The organism is Dermacoccus sp. GAS27A (assembly GCF_044909235.1).
In the GTDB taxonomy this organism is placed as follows: domain Bacteria; phylum Actinomycetota; class Actinomycetes; order Actinomycetales; family Dermatophilaceae; genus Dermacoccus; species Dermacoccus nishinomiyaensis.
Window position 1 is genome coordinate 1 of record NZ_JBIYDW010000008.1, and the last position, 17910, is coordinate 17910.

Here is a 17910-nt window from a genome sequence, read left to right on the forward strand (position 1 = left end):
TACACCTCGCCGGTCGCCTTCGAGACCGGCTACACCGCTACGCTGCGACCTGCTGCGTAATCACACCCCGTGTCCAAGATCCGGGGGTAGGGCCCGAATGCACCAAGACCGATACGTGGCCCGGCTACCGCGTATACCGACCCGGTATCAAGCCCTGGGCGTGGGGCGAGGTCGAGTAATGGGCCGCCCGCCCAAACATGTCGTGAGCCGGATCATGGCGCTCGTTGTCGAAGACAGCCGGGGGTGCTGGTGCTACGCGCCGCATCGAACGCCGGCCGGCGGGTACCGCCAAGTCCTCGTCAGCGGGAGCGGCCCAAACGCGGTGATCGAGTACGCGCACCGCGTCACGTATCGCCATCTCGCCGGACCAATACCTGCGGGGATGCAGATCGACCACCTCTGCCGGAACCGCACCTGCGTCAATCCGGCCCACCTGGAACCGGTCACCGCGAGCGAGAACCGGCGCAGGGCAATGGCGATCCGAACCGAATGCCCACAGGGTCACCCCTACGACGAAGAGAACACCGGCAGGGACCGGACCCGCCGTTACTGCAAGGAATGCAACCGCACACGAGCACGTGAGCGGTATCGAAACAAAGTCAGGAGAGCAGCATGAGCAACGAACTCGCACCCCAGAACACGCCGTTCGCACCGAACCAGCAGGCGATCGCGCAGTACCTCGGCCTCAACCCGAACGACGCCAAGAGCCACGCCGTCGTCGCCGTCTGCGAACGCTACGAGCTCGACCCCGTCCTCAAGCACGTCATCGTCATCCCCAAGGGCGGCGTCTACATCACCCGAGACGGGCTGCTGCACATCGCGCACCGCTCCGGCCAGCTCGACGGCATCGTCGTCGAGAAGAACCCCATCATCGAAGACGGCGAGTGGGTGTGCACCGTCAGCGTCTACCGCAAGGACATGCGCTTCCCGTTCACGTTCCCAGGCCGCTACCCCGTCAACGGCGGCAACAAGCAGTACGCGCAGGAAATGGCGCTCAAGGCCGCCGAATCCCACGCGCTGCGCCGAGCCTTCGACGTCAACGGCATCCCCTCGATCGACGAGACGAGGGAGGACGGCGGCCCTTCCCGCCACACGGCGACCCGTCAGGCTCCCGCGATCAGCGCCGCCGACTTCGGCATGCCCGACACGACCGGCGCTGAGCCCGCCGTCGACACGGCCACCGGCGAGGTCATCGAGGAGCAGGCATGAGCGCCCGAACGGTCGACGTCGGCGACGGCCACTTCGTCGCGCACCTCGACGAACCGGCGCCGCTGCACCCGGAACGCGCGGCCTGCGACATGGTCACGCACACCCTCGTCACGACAACACCCACGACAGGCACCACCGACTGCGAATGCGGACACGTCAAACTGCGCGGCCTACACACGCACATATACCAGTGCTCCGCCTACGAAGCCTCACGCGGCGGCGAAGTCGGCAGGCGCATCGGGTACGAGCGCAACATCGCCGAGTGGAGCGTCTGCGACTGCCACCCCGACGCGGAGGTGACCGCATGAGCGACTTCGACACGCCCCTGACACGCGCACGCCAGGCGCACCTCAACGCGATCCGCGACGAAATGCACGCCCTCGCCGCCACGGTGCCCAACCCGCCGACGCGCGTGCAGGTCGATGACCTGTGGGCGCACACCCGCCAGCACGCCGACGACGGCGAACAGGCACGCAAGCTCGTGCTGTCCGCGATCCGCCTCGGATGGCGACCGATGGGAGAGCAGGCATGAGCGCCCAGTCTGACGCCACGAACCGCGCCTACCTGCGTCGCGAAGCGCACAAGGCGTGGAAGCTCGGCGACGAGTACATGACCTCGGCGCACCACCTGTACGGCGACGAGCCGGAAGCCGGGAGCTTGTTCGAGATCACCGTACGCACCCGCATCCCACACCCCATGCGCGCCGTCACCGTCTACGCGCACGACCTGCCCGAAGCCCTGCACAAGGCCGCCGCGCTCCCGCTAAGCGTGTGGTGGGACGACGACGAGGAGGGCGAGGCATGACCCGCGACCTCGACACCGAAGGCCTCATGACGTGCTGCCCGTGGCGCGCCTGCCTCATCCGAATCTGCCCGGACAACCCACGAAAGGAGGAGCCATGCCGAGCGACCACGCACGCATCCGCCGCGACATCTGGGCCGACACCGACTGGCGACGCCTGAGCGCCGGCGAGCAGTGGCTCTACCTGCACCTGCTGTCGTCACCGACGCTGAGCCTGTGCGGCGTCGCGGACTGGCGGCCGGCACGCATCGCGAAGATGGCAGCCGGCACGAGCGCCGACGACGTCGTCACGTTCAGCGCAGGCCTCATCGACAAGGAGTTCGTCCTCCCCGACTTCGAGGCCGAAGAGATCGCCATCCGCTCATGGGTGAAGCACGACGGCCTCATGCGTAGCCCGAACGTGGCGAAGGCGCTGCGCTCGGCGTGGGATGGGACGGCGTCGGAGCCGATCCGCGGCCTCATCGTCGGGCAGCTGCGGCGCCTGTACGACAACGACCCGACGCTCGCGGGCTGGGATCACATCGGCGACATGCTCGACAAGGGTTCCCTGACGTTCGCCGAAGCCCTCGCTGAGGTGATGCCAGGATCGCCCATCGAGGGTTCCGAAGATGCTCCGACAACCCTTCGGGAAAGGGTTCCGGAAAGGGTTCCCGAATCCGTCCCGATGGGGTTTGCCGGATCGTCCATCAAGGGTTCCGGAAATCGTGCCTCACTCCTAACTCCTAACTCCTTACTCCTAACTCCTAACTCCATCACTGGGTCACCGTCGTCGGGTACGTCACTAGCGCGTGCGCGAGACGAAGCCGAGATGGGCGGGTGGGAGTCATCGCCATCGTCCGCACCTGCCGGCCGTCGCGACGGTGATGGAAGGGAGGTCAGCGGATGGGGAAGTTGACGCACTCGCAGGCGCAGCACCTCGCCAGGTTTTACGCCGACGTCATGGGCTGGGGGGAGCGCGGCCTCATGAGCGTCCTCGAGCAGTGCGCCACCGACGGCAGCGACCCCAGATCGGTCGCTCTCGCCCTCGCACGCATCAGCCTCGACGACCACATGGACGGACCCGGCATCCTCCCCCAGCACGGCCAGCACTGGCGCGACACGCCCGTCGGGTCACGCCCGGAGAAACCGAAGTGCCTCACCCACGGCCAACCGCACCCGTGCCACGGCTGCCTCGACGATCCGCAGATCAAGCCCCTCGAGGACCCGAAGTCGTGGCGCGCGCAAGTCCGCCTCGAACGCGAACAGGCCGCCGAGAAGCGCCGGCAGATGACCGCCGACCAGGAAGCGCGCCGAGACGCCGCACGACACGAAGCAGCACGCAAGAAAGCCCAACGACTCGACGCAGCCCGCGCCGAACTACACCAAGGAGAGACGAAATGACCACCACCGACCTCAAGCGCGGAGACTTCGCCGAGCACCCTGAGAAGGGGCGCGGGTACGTCCAGAGAGGCGGGGACGGTCGCCTTCGGGTCGCCTACGCGAGCCAGGCGCTTGCCTGGGGATGCGCGACCGACTTCGACCTCACCGGCTGGGAGCGCGTCGAGACCGTCCGCCCCGGACACGTGCAGGTGCGCGTCGACGACCTCGACCAGCAGACGGTATCCGGGTGGTCGCAGTGGACGGTGTACTGCACCGATGACGAAGCACTCGTACGCGTTGGCCGCGCCATGATCGCCAGCCAGGTCCAGCATGGCGACCCATCCCAGCACTGGCCCGCCGAGAGCACGCCGCCCGCCGACGAGCAGCCCGCGAGCACCACGGTCACGCTGCCCTGCCCCGACTGTGGGGAGGCGATCACGCGTGAGGTGCGACCGGTTCGCATGGAATTCAGCCGCACGCCGAAGTGGAGCCTCGAGTTCCTACGCCGCCCAGGGGCAGTTGGCGAACGATCCCATGCCTGCCCGCCCGCGCAGCCAGACGAGCCTCAGGAGTTCGGCGCAAAGGCGACAGTCGCCCAGGCCGACGGGCACATCGAACGCTGGCTTAACATGCACGCCCCGCCCCAGGGCCGCCGCGGATGGCTCACGTGGGACGCGCGCGACACCGCCGGCAGCACGCCAGGGCAGTCGAAGTGGGCCGACTGGAGCGAGATCATCCAGCGCGGCGCCGTAACGCTCGGCTGGGAAACGCTCGGCTGGGACGAGTGAGCGCCAACATACCCGTGAAGCGTCACCCGCGCGATTCTCCCGGCCTCTGACACCGAAAACGTCTCCCAGTACCCCACGACCGAGAAAGGCCCCTCAGATGCGCGTCTACGGAAACTGCGGCACGATGCCGCACACCGGATCACGACCCGTCCCGACCCTCACCGGCATCAAGCACCCGCCCAAGGCGACCGCGCTCGGCGCCGACCTGCTCAAAGACCCCGGCCACATCGACCACATCGGCAAGAAGCGTGGGCCGCGCGCCAAGATCGTGCCGCCGAAAACTTGCCTCCAGTGCGGCGCCGAGTTCAACAAGCCGCCGAACCTCAGCTCCTACAACTGGGGCCGGCGCGAGTTCTGCAGCGTCGCCTGCTCGAACATCTCGAGGAAGGCAGCGCGATGACCGGCGACCCGTTCGCGAACGCGTCGTGCATCGGCGTCGACCCGGAGATCTTCTTCCCCGGCGAATGGCGCGCACCGTCCGCGGCCTATGAAGCACTCGCCATCTGTGGCGGCTGCCCCGTGCGGAAGGCGTGCCTCGACCAGGCCATGCGCGACGAGAAGAACGCCACCAGCCGTCACGGCATCTACGGCGGCACCACCCCGCAGCAGCGCATCATGCTCGCCGCCGGCACATCGCAGCGCCGCATCTGCGAACGCTGCAACATCTCCAAGCCCCTCGACGCCTTCAGGCCCGGCCGACGCGTCTGCACTGAATGCGTGCGCGAACAGGCCCGCGAATACGGGCGCACCACATACCGAAACCGAAAGGCAACAGCATGAGCACCAACAAGATCACCGTCGAAGGACACCTGCCCAAGGACTTCCAGATCCAGTACGGCCAGGACGGCAGGGCGCGACTGAGCATCAGCGTCAGCGACAACAAGAGCCACAAGGACGAGCAGACCGGCCAGTGGGTCGACGACTCGCCGACGATCTGGTTCGACGCAACGATCTGGGGCGCCGAGGCCGAAGCTTTCGCGGAGAAGGCCGTCAAGGGCGCGCGGGTGAGCATCACTGGACGTCTCATCCTGCGCGAGTACACCACCGGCCAGGGTGAGCAGCGCACCGCCCACACGATCGAGTTCCCCGCCGTCCGTATCGACCCGCCCAAGCAGCAGCATGGCTACACGGGCCACCAGCGCGACGACGGCTCATGGACGCCGAACCGTGCGTCGGCGTTCAACTCGGCGACGGGCCGTGGAGGGTTCGGGCAGCAGGGCGGCGATGACCCGTGGGCCGGGCAGGGCGGCACGGCGGGAGCTCCGTTTTGAGCCGCCTACTCGCCATCGACCCCGGCAACACCGAATCCGGGTGGGTTGTCATCGACGCCAACACGTGCCAGCCGCTTGAGTTCGGCAAGAGCAACAACTACGACCTGCTCGAAAAGGTCTGGGGTCGAGCGCACACGCACGACTTCATCGAACTTGACGATCCCGTCTTCATCGAGATGGTCGCTTCGTACGGCATGGCCGTCGGTAAGGACGTGTTCGAGACATGCGTCTGGATCGGGCGCTTCGCTGAGGCATGTGGCCGCGACTCGAATGGTGAAGGGTCGCAGTTCGTGTACCGCCGGCCCGTGAAGTTGCACCACTGCCACTCCGCCAAGGCGAAGGACAGCAACATCCGTCAGGCGCTCGTCGACAGGTTCGCTCCCGGCCAACCCAACTACGGCAAGGGCACCAAGGCTCAGCCCGGATGGTTCTACGGCTTCAACGCCGACATCTGGCAGGCGTACGCACTCGCCGTCTACGCCGCCGACACGCAACTCGCCCCCGAAGGAGAAACGCTGTGACCTGGTTCCCTAGCCACCCCGGCGGAATCATCACCTGCGACGCACCCACATGCGACCGCAAGCGCCGCCACTACTGCCCACCATCTGAACGCGATGCGTGGATTGAGCTCATGGCGGGCACCAGGGTCATCGACTTCTGCCCCGCCCATCGTGATGCGAAGGATTCCTTTCATGGCTGACACCTGGATCTGCCCCGACTGTGGGCGCGACGACCTGACCAGCCCCGACCATGTCTGCACCGAACGCGAGGAGACCCGATGAACCGCACGCCCCTCGCTCACATCCTGCTCCACTACGGAGCTGGTGACGGCGCATTCCTCATCGACGGGTGGAAGGTTCCCGCCTTCATCGAGCGAGAGTTCGACGTGACGACCGACGAGTTCGGCATCGTGCGCTGCACGGTCACGTTCCTGTGCGACGAGGTGACAGTGCTCTCACCGTGGGAGCCGCGTCGCATCGCCGCAGAGATCGTCAAGAAGGAGACCCGATGACGACCTACCCGAAGGCCCAGTTTACGAAGCTAAGCGACGAATACACAGGCGGCGAATGGCCGAGCGGGCGCCGCCAAATCGTTACCCAGATCGACGGTGACCTCGCCGACAAGATCCGTGACCACTACGGAAAGACCGGCATCGTCACCCTCGTCGAGGACGGAGCCGAGGGTGGGCACAGCGAGTACACCATCGAGTGGTACTGGGACTGCGAGCTGCGCATCGGTGACGAAAAGGTCTGGGGCCGAGACGACGAGGTCTGGGGCCGAGACGACGAGGTCTCCGAGATTGACCCGGTCGACGGCTGCGACTACTACATCAACAACTTCATGAAGCTCATCACTGAGATCGTCGAGGAGGCCCGATGACCAGGAAGCTCACGCCCGCCATCGAGACAGCAGGGGAAGCATCATGAAAGTTCAGATCATGCTCAAGAGCGGAGCGTCAATCGAGGTTGACCTCGAAGCTTTCCAGGTCGGACGCTCGCCGATTAGCGGGGAGCTCACGTCGCTCACCTGGACAGGCCAGGAGGGCGGGGTCGGACTGCAGTTCCTCGACATCTCAGAGGTCGCCGCGATCACGTCGCGAGGGGGTGCGTCCGATGAGTGACGACCTCACGCCCGCCCGGCTCGGCGAGATCGTGGCGGCGGCGGAGGAGGCGACGCCGGGTCCGTGGAAGGCCGAGCAGATTCGGGGGTCTTGGGGAGCCTTGTGGACGGCCTACCACCGACGTTGGCTCGGAGATCTCCCATCCTTCGAGGACGCCGAGCACATCGCCATGATGGACCCGGCCGCGACGCTCGCTCTCGTCGCTGAGGTGCGGGAGTTGCGCGCCAAGGTGGAGCGGGTGCGAGGGATCATCGGGCCGCGCGAACTTCTCGACCCCCATCAGGGAGGATGCGAGGGACTGGCCGACGAGATGCTGCTGAGCATCCTCGACGCGTTTGGGGAGGAGGTGTGAGCGCGCCGAAGCCGAGGGTGTCTCGCACGGTCACCTTCATCTGGCAGCCCGGCAAGGCAGCTATGGCTCACCGGTGGACGTGGACGTGCGGGTGTGGGGCGAGCGACCCGTCGCCGTACGGGCTCGTGCTGCACCGCCTTGCGATGGATGGCGCCATCGAGCACTCGCGCACGCACACCGCCGAGCGTGTCGCTGACCGGCTCGACGAGTGGGCAGGAAAGCGCACCGACAGCAGGGCCGGCGGCGCGTACTGGGAGGGCTACCTCGAAGGCGCAGCACTGGCGCAGCGGGACGCCGCAGATTTCATCCGCAAGCACCTCGTCGGGGGTGCGTCATGAAGGCGTCGCCATCCTCTGCGGTTGTGCCGTTGCTCGTCGGGATCGTGATCTTGCTGTGGTTCGTCATCCACGCGATCGCGCAGCCGCCCACACACCCGAAGCCCGGCCCCGAGTGGGTGCACGACCGTGGCTCGCTCTACTGGACGTGCACGTCGGACGGGCACGCGCTCATCAAGGACACCGACACCGGCTCGACGATGCTTGCGCGTGACGACCGCAAGTGCGACTCAGGAGGATGACCGCGAGCGCCCCGCCATCGTGCGGGGCGCTCGTGTTCGTTTCTGTTGAATCCAACACGCGACGGGTAGAATCCAACATGCCCCGCCACCTCACAGAACGGCCCGCCCCCGTGACTGCTGAACCATTGACGCCCGCCCAGATCGCCGGCCGCATGACCGCCGCCCTCGCAACCATCACGTCGCTGTGGGAAGACATGCTCACCCCGGCATCGAGCAGTCGTCACGGCGGCACCGCGCCCATCCTCAGCGACGACGACGAGTCCGACGCCGACACGCCCCGCACCCTGCGCGTCGTCGCTGTGCGCCAGGAAGTGAACTGGCAGGTGCGCGGGTGGTGCCAGGTGCTCATCGAAGACCACGACCTCGACGATCGCACGCCCGACGGCCACGACACGCTCGGGCTGTGCGCCTACCTGCGCAAGCACGTCGACCTCATGTCCACGCACGAAGCCGGACTCGACGCGCTGCAGGAACTCGAGGACTGCGCGCACGCCGTCGAGCACTGCGTCTACGGCTCCCCAGTCCGGCGCCAGGCGCTCGGCCCGTGCCCCGACCCGACATGCGACGGCACCGTCCGCGACAACGCCACCTTCGACGATGTTGGTCGGCGTCTCGCGTCATGCACGCGCTGCCACGTCGAGCGAGCGCAGATGGACTGGGCGGAGAGCATGGGTGTCACCATTCCCGACTCACTCACCAAGCATGAGCTGATCCAGCTCGCGCACGAGGACTACGGCCTCACCCTCACCGAGCATGGCATCACCTGCCTCGTGTCACGCGGCACCCTCACCCCACTCGATGCGAAGAGCAGGCCGCAGCGCTACGGGTACTTCGCGTGCATCGACTACTTGACGGCGAGGCGTGCACGCACGTAACCTCTCGCTGTGGGACATTTGCTGTCCCCAAAAGCGAAACATCTAGGCGCCTCGTCCTTCGGGCAGTGAGCGCAAGATGGAGCCCCGGTGTAGCTACGGCAGCCGGGGCTTTCGCGTACCACCAGCCAAGTCCACGCGCACGCGCCCACCTAGCCACTGGCATCGGACGCAGCGCGTGGCCCACCATCCGGATGCCGCAGCGGATGGCGTGACACACCCCGCGCGCCCTAGGGAATGGCGGGGAGCTGCGGCCACAACGTGAAGAAGGTGAGCGCGTGGCAGACATGATGACGTTCCGGCGCTGCACCGACCCGGACCTGAGCGATGTCCTCGCAGGCCTCGAAGGTCAGACCGTCAACGTCCTCGACTACGACGGCAACTCCATCGGTCAGGCGGTCTTCGGCCAGCGCATCTACTCCGATGCGCCACGCATCAACCTTCACGTCGATCCTGACATGCGAGTGATCGGAGCGTGAGCATGGATGCCACCGATACCGGAAGCATGGCCGCCACCTACGTCTTCGACCGTGACAAGCTGGTCGACTGGACGATCAAGGGCGGCCCGCACACACTGGCATCCGCGCTACGGCTCGATGCCTACCTGCGCGACACGACCAAGCGGGGGCGAGCACGTGTCGAAGCGTGACACCTACCGCGAGCACATCGACTGGGCCGACGTCGAACGTGCGTACGCCGAGCAGCGACACGAGCAGGACATGCGCGACCTCATGATGCCCGAGCGAGGCGTCATCGTGGATGAGTGCAGGTGGGGCAAGCAGTGAAGCGGCCCTGCCTCGACTGCCCGCGCATCGGCGAATGGAAGCGTGGCAGGTGCGACCAGCACGAGCGGGCGAGGGACAAGGCGCGCGGCACGACGACCGAGCGCGGCTACGGCAGCGCGACCGTCACCTCACCGCTCGGCACCGCCACCTACGACGCCACACGCCGCGCCTATGCCCGCCGCATGGCTGCCGGCCGCGCGTACGACTGCTGGCGATGCTCACGACCACTCAAAGGCGCATGGACACTCGGTCACTGCGACATCGACCGAAGCCTCGTACACGGCCCCGAGTGCCCGCCCTGCGACTACGCAACGAACGGACGCACAGGCTGCCCGCACCCGACGCATGCATAACCATGCAGAGGATGGGGCCGCGCCCCCTCCGGCCCGCTGGCGAGTCCACCGCGGGTGAGGCGGCTTCGAGGTGCGGAGGGTTCAAACGTCCGTAACGGCCAGATGGGCCGCATATTCATTCATCTGCCCGGCGCGACGCTGGGCGGTTCGCCGCTGACGCAGCGCGACGCTGCCGGAGGTTCCGATCATGACTCGAGGTGGAGCTCGTAACCGCTCTGGCCCGCAGGCCGACCCGAACTCTGAGCGTAGTGAGCGTCGCGGCTACTCGTTGACGGCGCTGCCGGCTGAGGGTTTCGACGGACCGGTGCCGCCGTGGCCGTTGCCGAGGCGTGAAGTGATCGAGAAGATGCCCGACGGCCCGCAGGTTGACGCTGGTGCGACGGCGCAGGTCGCTGCTCGTGAGGCTGAGCTGTGGGAGTGGGCGTGGTCGACGCCGCAGGCGTGCGCGTGGTCGATGCCGTCTGAGTCGTGGCGGCTGCACACGATCGCGCTGTGGGTGCGCACGTTTGTGCTGTGCGAGTCGTCGCATGCGACGGCCGCCGACAAGGGCAGTCTCCACCGCTTCGCGGATCAGATCGGCATGACGCCGGCCGGGCTCGCTGAGAACGGCTGGAAGATCAAGGTCGATGACCTCGCCGAGCGCGCCGCGCATCGACCTGTTGAGGCTGAGGCTGAGCCGGTGAAGCGTGAGCGGCGCCTGAGGGCGACCTGATGCGCTCGTCGATGGTCGGCGTCGTCGATTTCCCGACGCTCGGCGATCTGATCGACGCGTGGATCACTCGGCATTGCCAGATTCCGGACGGGTGGAAGCGCAAGGAGCCGTTCGTCCAGTACGACTGGCAGTTCTGGTGCACCGCGAACCATTACCGTGTCCGCGGCGATGCGACGTTCGACCCTGCTGATCCGCCGCGAAATCAGGCGTTCACGTACCGGCGCACCGACGTTGTTGCGTCGCAGAAGGTTGGCAAGGGTCCGTGGGCGGCGTGTCTGCTGATCGTGCAGGCGGTCGGCCCGGACCAGTTCTGCGGGTGGGCTCGCGAGGGCGACGTCTACCGATGCGGCGACAACGGCTGCCCGTGCGGCTGGGAGTACGCCTACGAGCCTGGCGAGCCGATGGGTGAGCGTCACCCGTCGCCGCTAATCCAGGCGCTCGCGACGTCGCAGGATCAGGTGGACAACATCTGGCGGCCGCTGACGGCGATGATCCGGTTCTCCGGTTCTCGCCTCGCGCCGCTGCTCGCGCCGCGTGAAGAGTTCATCCGCATCGTTGGCATGAATGAGGATGACCCGGAGCTCGACCGCATCGACGCGGTCACCTCAAGCGCGCAGTCTCGCCTCGGTAACCCGATCAGCGGGTACGTGCAAGACGAGACGGGCACGCACACTGACGGAAACGGCATGGCGAGCGTCGATTCGGCGCAGCGTCGTGGCGCGGCCGGCATGGGTGGGCGTGGCTTCACCACGACGAACGCGTGGGACCCGTCGCAGAACTCGGTGGCGCAGCGTGACTACGAGGCGAACATGCCGGACGTCTTCACGTTCTACGCGCCGCCGCCGGCGAAGCTCGACTTCTACAAGGAGGACGAGCGGCGCCTGATCCTTGAGCACAACTACTCGGGGTCACCGCATGTGTCGGTCGACTCGATCGAGGCGGAGTGCGCGGACATGATCGCGAAGGGCGACGGCGCGAAGGCTGAGCGATTCTTCGGATCGCGTCTGGTCGAGGTGAAGGGCGCTTGGATGCCGTCGGACGCGTGGGAAGGTGCGTGGGCTGGTGCAGTGGCTACCGGAGCCGCCTGAGGGTACGCGCATCTGTGCCGGGTTCGACGGGTCGGCTACGGGCGACTGGACGTGCATTCGCGCCGAGACGATCGACGGGATGCTGTTCACGCCACGATGGCCGAACACGCCGACGAATGGCATGACGTGGAACCCGGAGGACACCGGCGGGCGCATCGTCAAGGCGGACGTCACCGAAGCTGTCCACGAGCTGTTCCGCCGCTTCGACGTGGAACGCATGTACTGCGACCCGCCACTGTGGGAGTCGGAGATCATCGACTGGGCCAACGAGCACGGCGATGAGCGCGTCCTGAAGTGGGCGACATACCGTCCCCTGCCGATCCACGAGGCGCTCGAGCAGTTCCGCGCCGACGTCGGCAGCGGCCGCCTCACGCACGATGGCTGTCCGGTGACGACGCAGCACATCGAGAACATCCGCATGCAGCACCGCAATTCGGGGCGTTACGTCGCCGCGAAACCTGACGCGGCACGCAAGATCGACGCCGGTATCACCGCCGTCCTGGCACACAAGGCAGCATCCGACGCGCGCGCCGCGGGCTGGTCGGACGAGCCAGAAGAGCACTTCACCTTCGGGTGGTGAGAGGAGGCGGGCCATGCCGACGATCCTGCAGTGGGTCCGCCTGCTCGAGGAGAAGATTCAGCAGCAGACGTGGTACGCGGCGCCGTACGAGCGTCGCTACCGCAACGAGCACGTCCTGCCGTTCATTGAGCGCGAGTTCCGCGAGGTGTACGGCTCGAAGGTCGACGCGCTCGGCTCTGAGCTGCAGCCGCCCCGTGTGGGCATGGCCGGCATCGGCGTCGACGCGCTCGTGGAGCGCATGACCGTGCTCGGCGCCGACTCTGAGGACGCCGCTGCGGCGAAGCGCGTCGACTACGCCTTCAAGGGAAACGACCTCGACGTGATGCAGCGCGAGGCTGTCCGTGAGGCGCTTGTGAAGCGGGTCAGCTTCGCGCAGATCGACCGCAGTGCTGACGGTCGCGCTGTCGTCGGCATCGAGGCGGCCGAGCAGATGGCCGTACACCGCATGCAGCACCCGCCGTACGACGTCGACGCCGCACTCAAGGTCAGCGTGAACGAGTGGACGGGGCAGCGCACTGCGCGCCTGTGGCTGATCGGCCGCACCGTCGACCTCCTCGAGGCCGACATGGCGCAGCACGACCCGGAGGGCTCCAACATCGTGAGCCGCTGGGCGGTCGTCGCCGATGTACCCTCGCGCCTGCCGGTCGTCCCGGTCGTCGAGTTTGCGCACAAGGCGCGCCTGCTCGCCGACCCGACGAGCGAGATCGAGCCCATCGCGTCCCTGTGCGACATCGTCGACCTCATCGAGGGCCTCATGGTCTTCGCAGGGCACTTCGGCGCCGTCCCGATCCGCTTCGGCAAGGGCATCGAGCTGCCGAAGGACAAGGACGGAAAGCCGATCCTCGATAAGGACGGCCGCCCCATGCTTGGGTTCAACCCGCGCGCCGATCACGTATGGATCACGACGAGCAAGGACGCCGAGTTCGGGCAGCTCACCCCGGCGGGCCTGACGAGCTTCGTCGAGTGGTCCGACCATGCGGTGAGCCAGATCCGCTCAATCACCAAGGTCGCTTCGTCGTACTACCGGCTCGACCTCAAGTCGCACATGTCGGCGGAACTGCTCAAGGTGGATGAGGCGCCGATGGTGCGTCGCGTCAAGAGCATGGGCCAGTACGGCAGCTTTGGTGTCGCGTGGCGCAAGCTCATGCAGATCATCCTCATGATCGAGGACCCTGCGTCGACGGCGCTCGTGCAGCCGCGCTGGGGTGACCCGGAGACGCGCATCGAGTCTGCGGCCGCTGATGGCGTGCAGAAGCTCGTCGCGTCCGGGATGGGCGTGCAGACGGCGGCGAAGAAGCTACTCGGATGGTCTGAGGCTGAGGTCTCGGCGGCCGTTGCGGAGTACGACGCGGCCGAGGCGCGCAAGGTGGAGCGTGACGCGCTCGCCAACGACCCGGTCGTGTCGGCGCTGACGAAGCAGACATCCGATGGTGCAGCTTCAGTCGGCGCTTGAGCACTACCGGCGTCAGCGCAGGATCGCGACGCTCGGCCTGATCGGCGCTCGACGTGAGCAGCAGCGCGGCAACCTCAAGCGGGCACTTGCGCTCGTCACGTTTGCGCAGCTGCAGGCCGCGCAGGATGCGGTCACGGCGTCGCAGGACATGCTTGACGAGCAGGGTGTGCGCGCCCCGGCCATCGCCGCCGTGGATGCTGCGGCGCTCGCCGGTGTCGCGTCGGATGGCCGTGACTTGCTCGGTCTGCTCCAGGCTGTCAGCCGCCCCGAGGCGCCGGCGGGAAGCTTCGATCGTGCAGTGTTGACGCAGATCAGCGACGCGGGGCGCGCAGGCGGTGCGGTGAGCATCGCGGCCCGCCCGAAGGTGACTGGGTACGTGCGCATGCTCGTGCCGCCGTCGTGCTCGCGCTGCGCGATCCTCGCGGGCAAGGAGTACCGCTGGAACCAGGGGTTCCAGCGCCACCCGCACTGCTTCCCCGCCGGGGTTGTCGTCTCTGGTCCTGCGTCAGAGAAGGCCACGCGGCGGTGGTACGAGGGGGAACTCGTTGTCCTCACGACCGCAAGCGGTCAAGAGCTCCCCGTTACCGGCAATCACCCGATACTGACTCGTCGCGGGTGGGTTCCGGCGAACCTCATCGAAGAAGGCGACGAGGTAGTCCGCAGCACCCGGCCCGAGGGCGCTACGCCCCTCGTAGTTCCAGACCATGACCAGGTGCCAACCCGCATCGAGGATGTCTGGCGTTCGCTGGGCATGCTTGGCCTTGAAGCTGTGGAATCCTCCCCCGAGGACTTCCATGGCGACGGGCAGGACGGCCAGGTCGACGTTGCTGGTGCCGATGGCGCGCTGGTGGGTGACGTGCTCGCCACGTTCGTTCAGCAGGCGGGCCAGGAGGGCCTCGCCGTCGCTCTGCGGTCCGCCGCTGGCCTCGTTGGTGAGAGCTCGTCGGAGCAGCTCGATGTGCGGGACCTTGCGCTGACGGGCAGCCTTGTGGGCCGCAGCAGCCTGGGCTCTGCGCTCGTCTTCGGTCATCTGCGCGGCTCGCACGAATCCCGCTTCGCTCGTGCCACGCACATGCACTCCAGCGGCCTCAAGGCGGCGCCGGATGGCCTGTCGAGAGATGCCGTACTGGCGCGACAGGGCGTATTCGCTGGCGCCGGACTCGTACTGCCTCACGATCGCGCCATCCGGAACGGTGATTCGGTCTCGAGGTGGGATGCCCCGGCGGGACCGTTCATGAGCCAGAGTGTTGTGGGCTACGCCAGTCGCGGCTCTGATCTCCTGAACCGGCTTTCCGGCCAAGTAGAGCTCGATAGCGTGGTCCATCGTGTGCGTCGGGATTTTGCGGGCCATGTCTACTCGCTAACGTCGTCGGAAGGTTGGCACGTTGCCAACAGTCTCATTGTATCAAACTGCGACTGCCGACACATCCCAACAACGGAGCGGACTGCCGGGCACCTGACGACCGACCCTCGCGCCTACTTCGACTCGCTCGACGCGGCGCAGCAGGAGCGGATCTTCACGAAGGCGGGCGCACAGTCCATCCGTGACGGCGCGGACATGGCGCAGGTCGTGAACGCCAGGCGCGGCATGACGACAGCGCAGGTCGGCAGTGAGCGCGTGCTTGCGACAAGAGCGGGTGCGACGCGCGGCCGCGTCCGGTTGATGCCGGAGACGATCATGCAGATCGCCGGGAGTGACCGGACCGAGGCGATCCGCCTACTACGCCTGCACGGTTACCTGCGCGACTGAGCGCACTCATTCTTCCCGGCGTCGCGACGGCGTACGGGCTACTTCACCGAGAGCGATTCGAGGAACACGATGACGAACGACCACAGCAACGAGCAGCAGCCCGTCGAGAAGCCCGAAGGCGTCAGCGACGCCGAGTGGGACGCGCTCGGCGACCCCGGCAAGCAGGCCCTCGTCCGTGAGAGGCAGGCCCGCGCCGACCTCGAGGCGCAGCTCGCCGAGGCGCGCAAGCCGAAGCCGTCCCCCCCGGCCCAGAAGACGGGCGAGGAGAAGGGTGAGGCCGCCAAGGATGCATCGAAGGGCGATGACCTCGAGGCGCGCATCGCTGCCGCTGTGCAGGCCGCGCTCGCGCCCGTGCAGGAGAGCCAGCAGCAGTGGCAGGCCGAGCAGCTCGCCGCCCGCGTGCGCGAGAGCGTCACGACGACCGCAGCGGCTCGCTTCCACGATGTCAGCGACGTCATGCCGCACCTTGATCTGACGCAGCTCACCGATGGCTCGGGTGCGCCCGACCAGTCGAAGATCGTGGCCGAGCTCGAGCGCGTCGCGGCGGACAAGCCGCACCTCGTCAAGCCTGCGTATGCGCCGCGCACCCCGATGCCAGGCGCCCCGTTCGGTGGCGGAGCATCCGCCCCGTCCATCGACGAGCGCGTGAAGGAATCCCTCGCGCGCATGCAGACCGCAGCCGGCGTCCACAAGGGCGCGGCTGCCTGACCTTCCACGGTGCTGAGGCGCGAAGCCGCACACCGCCCCCTCCAGGACACCTCAACCAAAGGAGAAAGCAGTGTCCAACTTCGCGCCCACGCGCACCGAGTACAACGAGAGCGATCGCCGCTGGGCTCGCAACTTCCTCGCGCTCGACACCAACGGTGTCACGCTCGACGGGAGCAAGTTCCCTGCGGGCACCGTCGTCCCGTCCGGCACGCACATCGGCAAGGCGGATGCGTCGACGAAGCTGAGCGGCCCCCGCGACGCGGGCAAGCCGTCCGCCGGCATTCTCGTCAACGACTTCAAGGTCACGCCGGGCAAGCACCTCGTCGCGGTCGCCACTGGTGGCGGCCCCGTCGACCGTCGCTACCTGCCCGCCGGCCACGACGTCGCCGCCGAGCAGTCGCTGACCGCCATCAACTTCATCAACTGAGAGGAGGGAACACATCATGCAGATGATCGATCTCGTTCCCGACCTGCGGCCCACGATCCTGGCCGCCCGCGAGCTGCGCGATGCGCGCAACTCGCTCGCCACGTTCCTTCCGAACACGGCCGTCGACGCCGTCAGCTACCGCCTCGGTCGCCGCAAGCGTCTCGACCAGGCTGTCCCGGTGCGCGCCATCGACGCGCCCGCGACGCCGATCCGGCGCCCCGGCATCGTCGAGGTCAAGGGCGACCTGCCCGCGATCACGCCGATCATCGACCTGTCCGAGCAGGACCTCACCAACGAGATGGTCATGGCGAAGCAGCTCGCCGGCATCCCCGTCGACTGGCAGCCCACCGTCGACGCCGCCGCCGGTCAGGCTGCGCTCGCCATCGACAACACGCTCGAGCTGATGCGCGGTCAGCTCCTGTCGACCGGCAAGGTGTCCCTGCAGGCCGAGGACGGTGTCGTCCACGAGGTCGACTTCGGCGTCTCGGCGAAGCAGAACATCACGGCCGCGTCGGCGTGGACGCCCGCGGATGCGCTCGACAACCTGTTCGCCGCCGGCAACACGCACGGCGAGGAGGCTGGCATCGACGCCGGCGCGATCCTCACGACGCGCAAGGTGCGTGCGGTTCTCCTCGCGGGTATCGCCGCGAAGTACCCGCAGGCGCCGGTCGGTCAGGCTGCGCTGTCGGCGTGGCTCGCGGACAACGGGCTGCCGGACATCATCACGTACGACCGCGTCCTGTCGAACGTCGACGGCACGCGTTCGCGTGTGCTGCCCGAGGGCACCGTCGTGTTCCTGCCGTCGGCGACTGACCCGGTCGGTCAGACGCAGCTCGGCATCACGCAGGAGGCCGTGCAGCAGACGCAGCGCGTTCAGCCGAACGGCGCGACGGCGCTGACGTCGGACATCGCGAAGGGCATCACGATCATCACGCTCGGCAGCGACAACCCGGTTCGTCGCTCCGTGAAGGGCGCGGCGCTCGGCATGCCGGTTCTCGACGACCCGACGCAGCTCACGATCGTGCGCGGCGTCCTGGGCGCCTGATGGGTGCGCGGCTGATCGAGACCGTGCTCGCCGACGGTGTCGTCTACCCGGTCGGTACGGAGCGCACCTCGGAGCTGGGCGAGAAGATCCCTGCCCGATTCTGGGATGCGCCCGAGCCGGAAGCAAAGCCGGCGTCGCGCAAGGCGAAGAGCGAGTGAG

Annotated in this window: 31 protein-coding genes; all 31 read left to right on the forward strand. The window is 67.4% G+C overall.

Annotation, left to right across the window (positions count from 1 at the left end; genetic code table 11):
* The first annotated feature begins 214 nt into the window (after window positions 1–214).
* The 31 genes from ABH936_RS09470 to ABH936_RS09620 all read left to right on the forward strand — a co-directional run bounded on the left by ABH936_RS09470 (window position 215) and on the right by ABH936_RS09620 (window position 17909).
* On the forward strand, window positions 215–616 hold the full coding sequence (locus ABH936_RS09470; protein ID WP_404603217.1) for an HNH endonuclease signature motif containing protein: 402 nt from the start codon (window positions 215–217) through the stop codon (window positions 614–616).
* A complete protein-coding gene (locus ABH936_RS09475; protein ID WP_404603108.1) occupies window positions 613–1209 on the forward strand; it encodes a hypothetical protein in 597 nt (198 codons plus the stop codon). Before ABH936_RS09470 ends, ABH936_RS09475 begins: the two co-directional genes overlap by 4 nt.
* A complete protein-coding gene (locus ABH936_RS09480; protein WP_404603109.1) occupies window positions 1206–1517 on the forward strand; it encodes a hypothetical protein in 312 nt (103 codons plus the stop codon). The genes ABH936_RS09475 and ABH936_RS09480 overlap by 4 nt, the downstream gene beginning before the upstream one ends.
* Entirely contained in the window at window positions 1514–1741 is a 228-nt protein-coding gene (locus ABH936_RS09485; protein WP_404603110.1) for a hypothetical protein, read from the forward strand. The genes ABH936_RS09480 and ABH936_RS09485 overlap by 4 nt, the downstream gene beginning before the upstream one ends.
* On the forward strand, window positions 1738–2013 hold the full coding sequence (locus ABH936_RS09490; RefSeq protein WP_404603111.1) for a hypothetical protein: 276 nt from the start codon (window positions 1738–1740) through the stop codon (window positions 2011–2013). Before ABH936_RS09485 ends, ABH936_RS09490 begins: the two co-directional genes overlap by 4 nt.
* A gap of 94 nt (window positions 2014–2107) precedes the next feature.
* The gene (locus ABH936_RS09495) at window positions 2108–2905 is read left to right on the forward strand and encodes a hypothetical protein (protein ID WP_404603112.1); all 798 of its coding nucleotides are present in this window, start codon (window positions 2108–2110) and stop codon (window positions 2903–2905) included.
* Window positions 2893–3390 carry a hypothetical protein gene (locus tag ABH936_RS09500; protein WP_404603113.1) on the forward strand — a complete coding sequence of 166 codons (498 nt, stop codon included), beginning with the start codon at window positions 2893–2895 and terminating at the stop codon, window positions 3388–3390. Before ABH936_RS09495 ends, ABH936_RS09500 begins: the two co-directional genes overlap by 13 nt.
* Window positions 3387–4157, forward strand: a complete 771-nt coding sequence (locus tag ABH936_RS09505) for a hypothetical protein (RefSeq protein WP_404603114.1) — start codon at window positions 3387–3389, stop codon at window positions 4155–4157. The genes ABH936_RS09500 and ABH936_RS09505 overlap by 4 nt, the downstream gene beginning before the upstream one ends.
* 97 nt (window positions 4158–4254) lie before the next feature.
* A complete protein-coding gene (locus ABH936_RS09510; protein ID WP_404603115.1) occupies window positions 4255–4557 on the forward strand; it encodes a hypothetical protein in 303 nt (100 codons plus the stop codon).
* Window positions 4554–4937, forward strand: a complete 384-nt coding sequence (locus ABH936_RS09515) for a WhiB family transcriptional regulator (protein ID WP_404603116.1) — start codon at window positions 4554–4556, stop codon at window positions 4935–4937. The genes ABH936_RS09510 and ABH936_RS09515 overlap by 4 nt, the downstream gene beginning before the upstream one ends.
* On the forward strand, window positions 4934–5428 hold the full coding sequence (locus ABH936_RS09520) for a single-stranded DNA-binding protein (RefSeq protein WP_404603118.1): 495 nt from the start codon (window positions 4934–4936) through the stop codon (window positions 5426–5428). The genes ABH936_RS09515 and ABH936_RS09520 overlap by 4 nt, the downstream gene beginning before the upstream one ends.
* Window positions 5425–5949, forward strand: coding sequence for a hypothetical protein (locus ABH936_RS09525; RefSeq protein ID WP_404603119.1), 525 nt, complete (start codon window positions 5425–5427; stop codon window positions 5947–5949). Before ABH936_RS09520 ends, ABH936_RS09525 begins: the two co-directional genes overlap by 4 nt.
* 257 nt (window positions 5950–6206) lie before the next feature.
* Complete coding sequence (locus tag ABH936_RS09530; protein ID WP_404603120.1) at window positions 6207–6440, forward strand: hypothetical protein; 234 nt, start codon at window positions 6207–6209, stop codon at window positions 6438–6440.
* Window positions 6437–6808 carry a hypothetical protein gene (locus ABH936_RS09535; RefSeq protein ID WP_404603121.1) on the forward strand — a complete coding sequence of 124 codons (372 nt, stop codon included), beginning with the start codon at window positions 6437–6439 and terminating at the stop codon, window positions 6806–6808. The genes ABH936_RS09530 and ABH936_RS09535 overlap by 4 nt, the downstream gene beginning before the upstream one ends.
* Window positions 6809–6851: 43 nt before the next feature.
* Window positions 6852–7049: a hypothetical protein gene (locus tag ABH936_RS09540; protein WP_404603122.1), complete on the forward strand. Its 198-nt coding sequence runs from the start codon at window positions 6852–6854 to the stop codon at window positions 7047–7049.
* Entirely contained in the window at window positions 7042–7401 is a 360-nt protein-coding gene (locus ABH936_RS09545; protein WP_404603123.1) for a hypothetical protein, read from the forward strand. Before ABH936_RS09540 ends, ABH936_RS09545 begins: the two co-directional genes overlap by 8 nt.
* A 17-nt stretch (window positions 7402–7418) precedes the next feature.
* On the forward strand, window positions 7419–7739 hold the full coding sequence (locus ABH936_RS09550; RefSeq protein ID WP_404603124.1) for a hypothetical protein: 321 nt from the start codon (window positions 7419–7421) through the stop codon (window positions 7737–7739).
* Window positions 7736–7978: a hypothetical protein gene (locus ABH936_RS09555; protein ID WP_404603126.1), complete on the forward strand. Its 243-nt coding sequence runs from the start codon at window positions 7736–7738 to the stop codon at window positions 7976–7978. The genes ABH936_RS09550 and ABH936_RS09555 overlap by 4 nt, the downstream gene beginning before the upstream one ends.
* Window positions 7979–8055: 77 nt before the next feature.
* Entirely contained in the window at window positions 8056–8853 is a 798-nt protein-coding gene (locus ABH936_RS09560) for a hypothetical protein (protein ID WP_404603127.1), read from the forward strand.
* A gap of 275 nt (window positions 8854–9128) precedes the next feature.
* A complete protein-coding gene (locus tag ABH936_RS09565; RefSeq protein WP_404603128.1) occupies window positions 9129–9329 on the forward strand; it encodes a hypothetical protein in 201 nt (66 codons plus the stop codon).
* A 2-nt stretch (window positions 9330–9331) separates the two neighbouring features.
* Complete coding sequence (locus ABH936_RS09570) at window positions 9332–9499, forward strand: hypothetical protein (protein ID WP_404603129.1); 168 nt, start codon at window positions 9332–9334, stop codon at window positions 9497–9499.
* Window positions 9486–9635, forward strand: a complete 150-nt coding sequence (locus ABH936_RS09575; RefSeq protein WP_404603130.1) for a hypothetical protein — start codon at window positions 9486–9488, stop codon at window positions 9633–9635. Before ABH936_RS09570 ends, ABH936_RS09575 begins: the two co-directional genes overlap by 14 nt.
* Before the next feature lie 540 nt (window positions 9636–10175).
* The gene (locus tag ABH936_RS09580; protein ID WP_404603131.1) at window positions 10176–10700 is read left to right on the forward strand and encodes a hypothetical protein; all 525 of its coding nucleotides are present in this window, start codon (window positions 10176–10178) and stop codon (window positions 10698–10700) included.
* A complete protein-coding gene (locus ABH936_RS09585; protein ID WP_404603132.1) occupies window positions 10700–11788 on the forward strand; it encodes a terminase in 1089 nt (362 codons plus the stop codon). Before ABH936_RS09580 ends, ABH936_RS09585 begins: the two co-directional genes overlap by 1 nt.
* Before the next feature lie 79 nt (window positions 11789–11867).
* Window positions 11868–12368, forward strand: a complete 501-nt coding sequence (locus ABH936_RS09590) for a terminase (RefSeq protein ID WP_404603133.1) — start codon at window positions 11868–11870, stop codon at window positions 12366–12368.
* A 13-nt stretch (window positions 12369–12381) separates the two neighbouring features.
* Window positions 12382–13821: a hypothetical protein gene (locus ABH936_RS09595; protein ID WP_404603135.1), complete on the forward strand. Its 1440-nt coding sequence runs from the start codon at window positions 12382–12384 to the stop codon at window positions 13819–13821.
* Complete coding sequence (locus tag ABH936_RS09600; RefSeq protein ID WP_404603136.1) at window positions 13796–15571, forward strand: hypothetical protein; 1776 nt, start codon at window positions 13796–13798, stop codon at window positions 15569–15571. The genes ABH936_RS09595 and ABH936_RS09600 overlap by 26 nt, the downstream gene beginning before the upstream one ends.
* Before the next feature lie 69 nt (window positions 15572–15640).
* Window positions 15641–16279: a hypothetical protein gene (locus tag ABH936_RS09605; RefSeq protein ID WP_404603137.1), complete on the forward strand. Its 639-nt coding sequence runs from the start codon at window positions 15641–15643 to the stop codon at window positions 16277–16279.
* A gap of 70 nt (window positions 16280–16349) precedes the next feature.
* Window positions 16350–16706, forward strand: coding sequence for a hypothetical protein (locus tag ABH936_RS09610; protein ID WP_404603138.1), 357 nt, complete (start codon window positions 16350–16352; stop codon window positions 16704–16706).
* A 16-nt stretch (window positions 16707–16722) separates the two neighbouring features.
* Entirely contained in the window at window positions 16723–17751 is a 1029-nt protein-coding gene (locus ABH936_RS09615; RefSeq protein WP_404603139.1) for a major capsid protein, read from the forward strand.
* The gene (locus ABH936_RS09620) at window positions 17751–17909 is read left to right on the forward strand and encodes a hypothetical protein (RefSeq protein ID WP_404603140.1); all 159 of its coding nucleotides are present in this window, start codon (window positions 17751–17753) and stop codon (window positions 17907–17909) included. Before ABH936_RS09615 ends, ABH936_RS09620 begins: the two co-directional genes overlap by 1 nt.
* Window position 17910 lies beyond the last annotated feature (1 nt).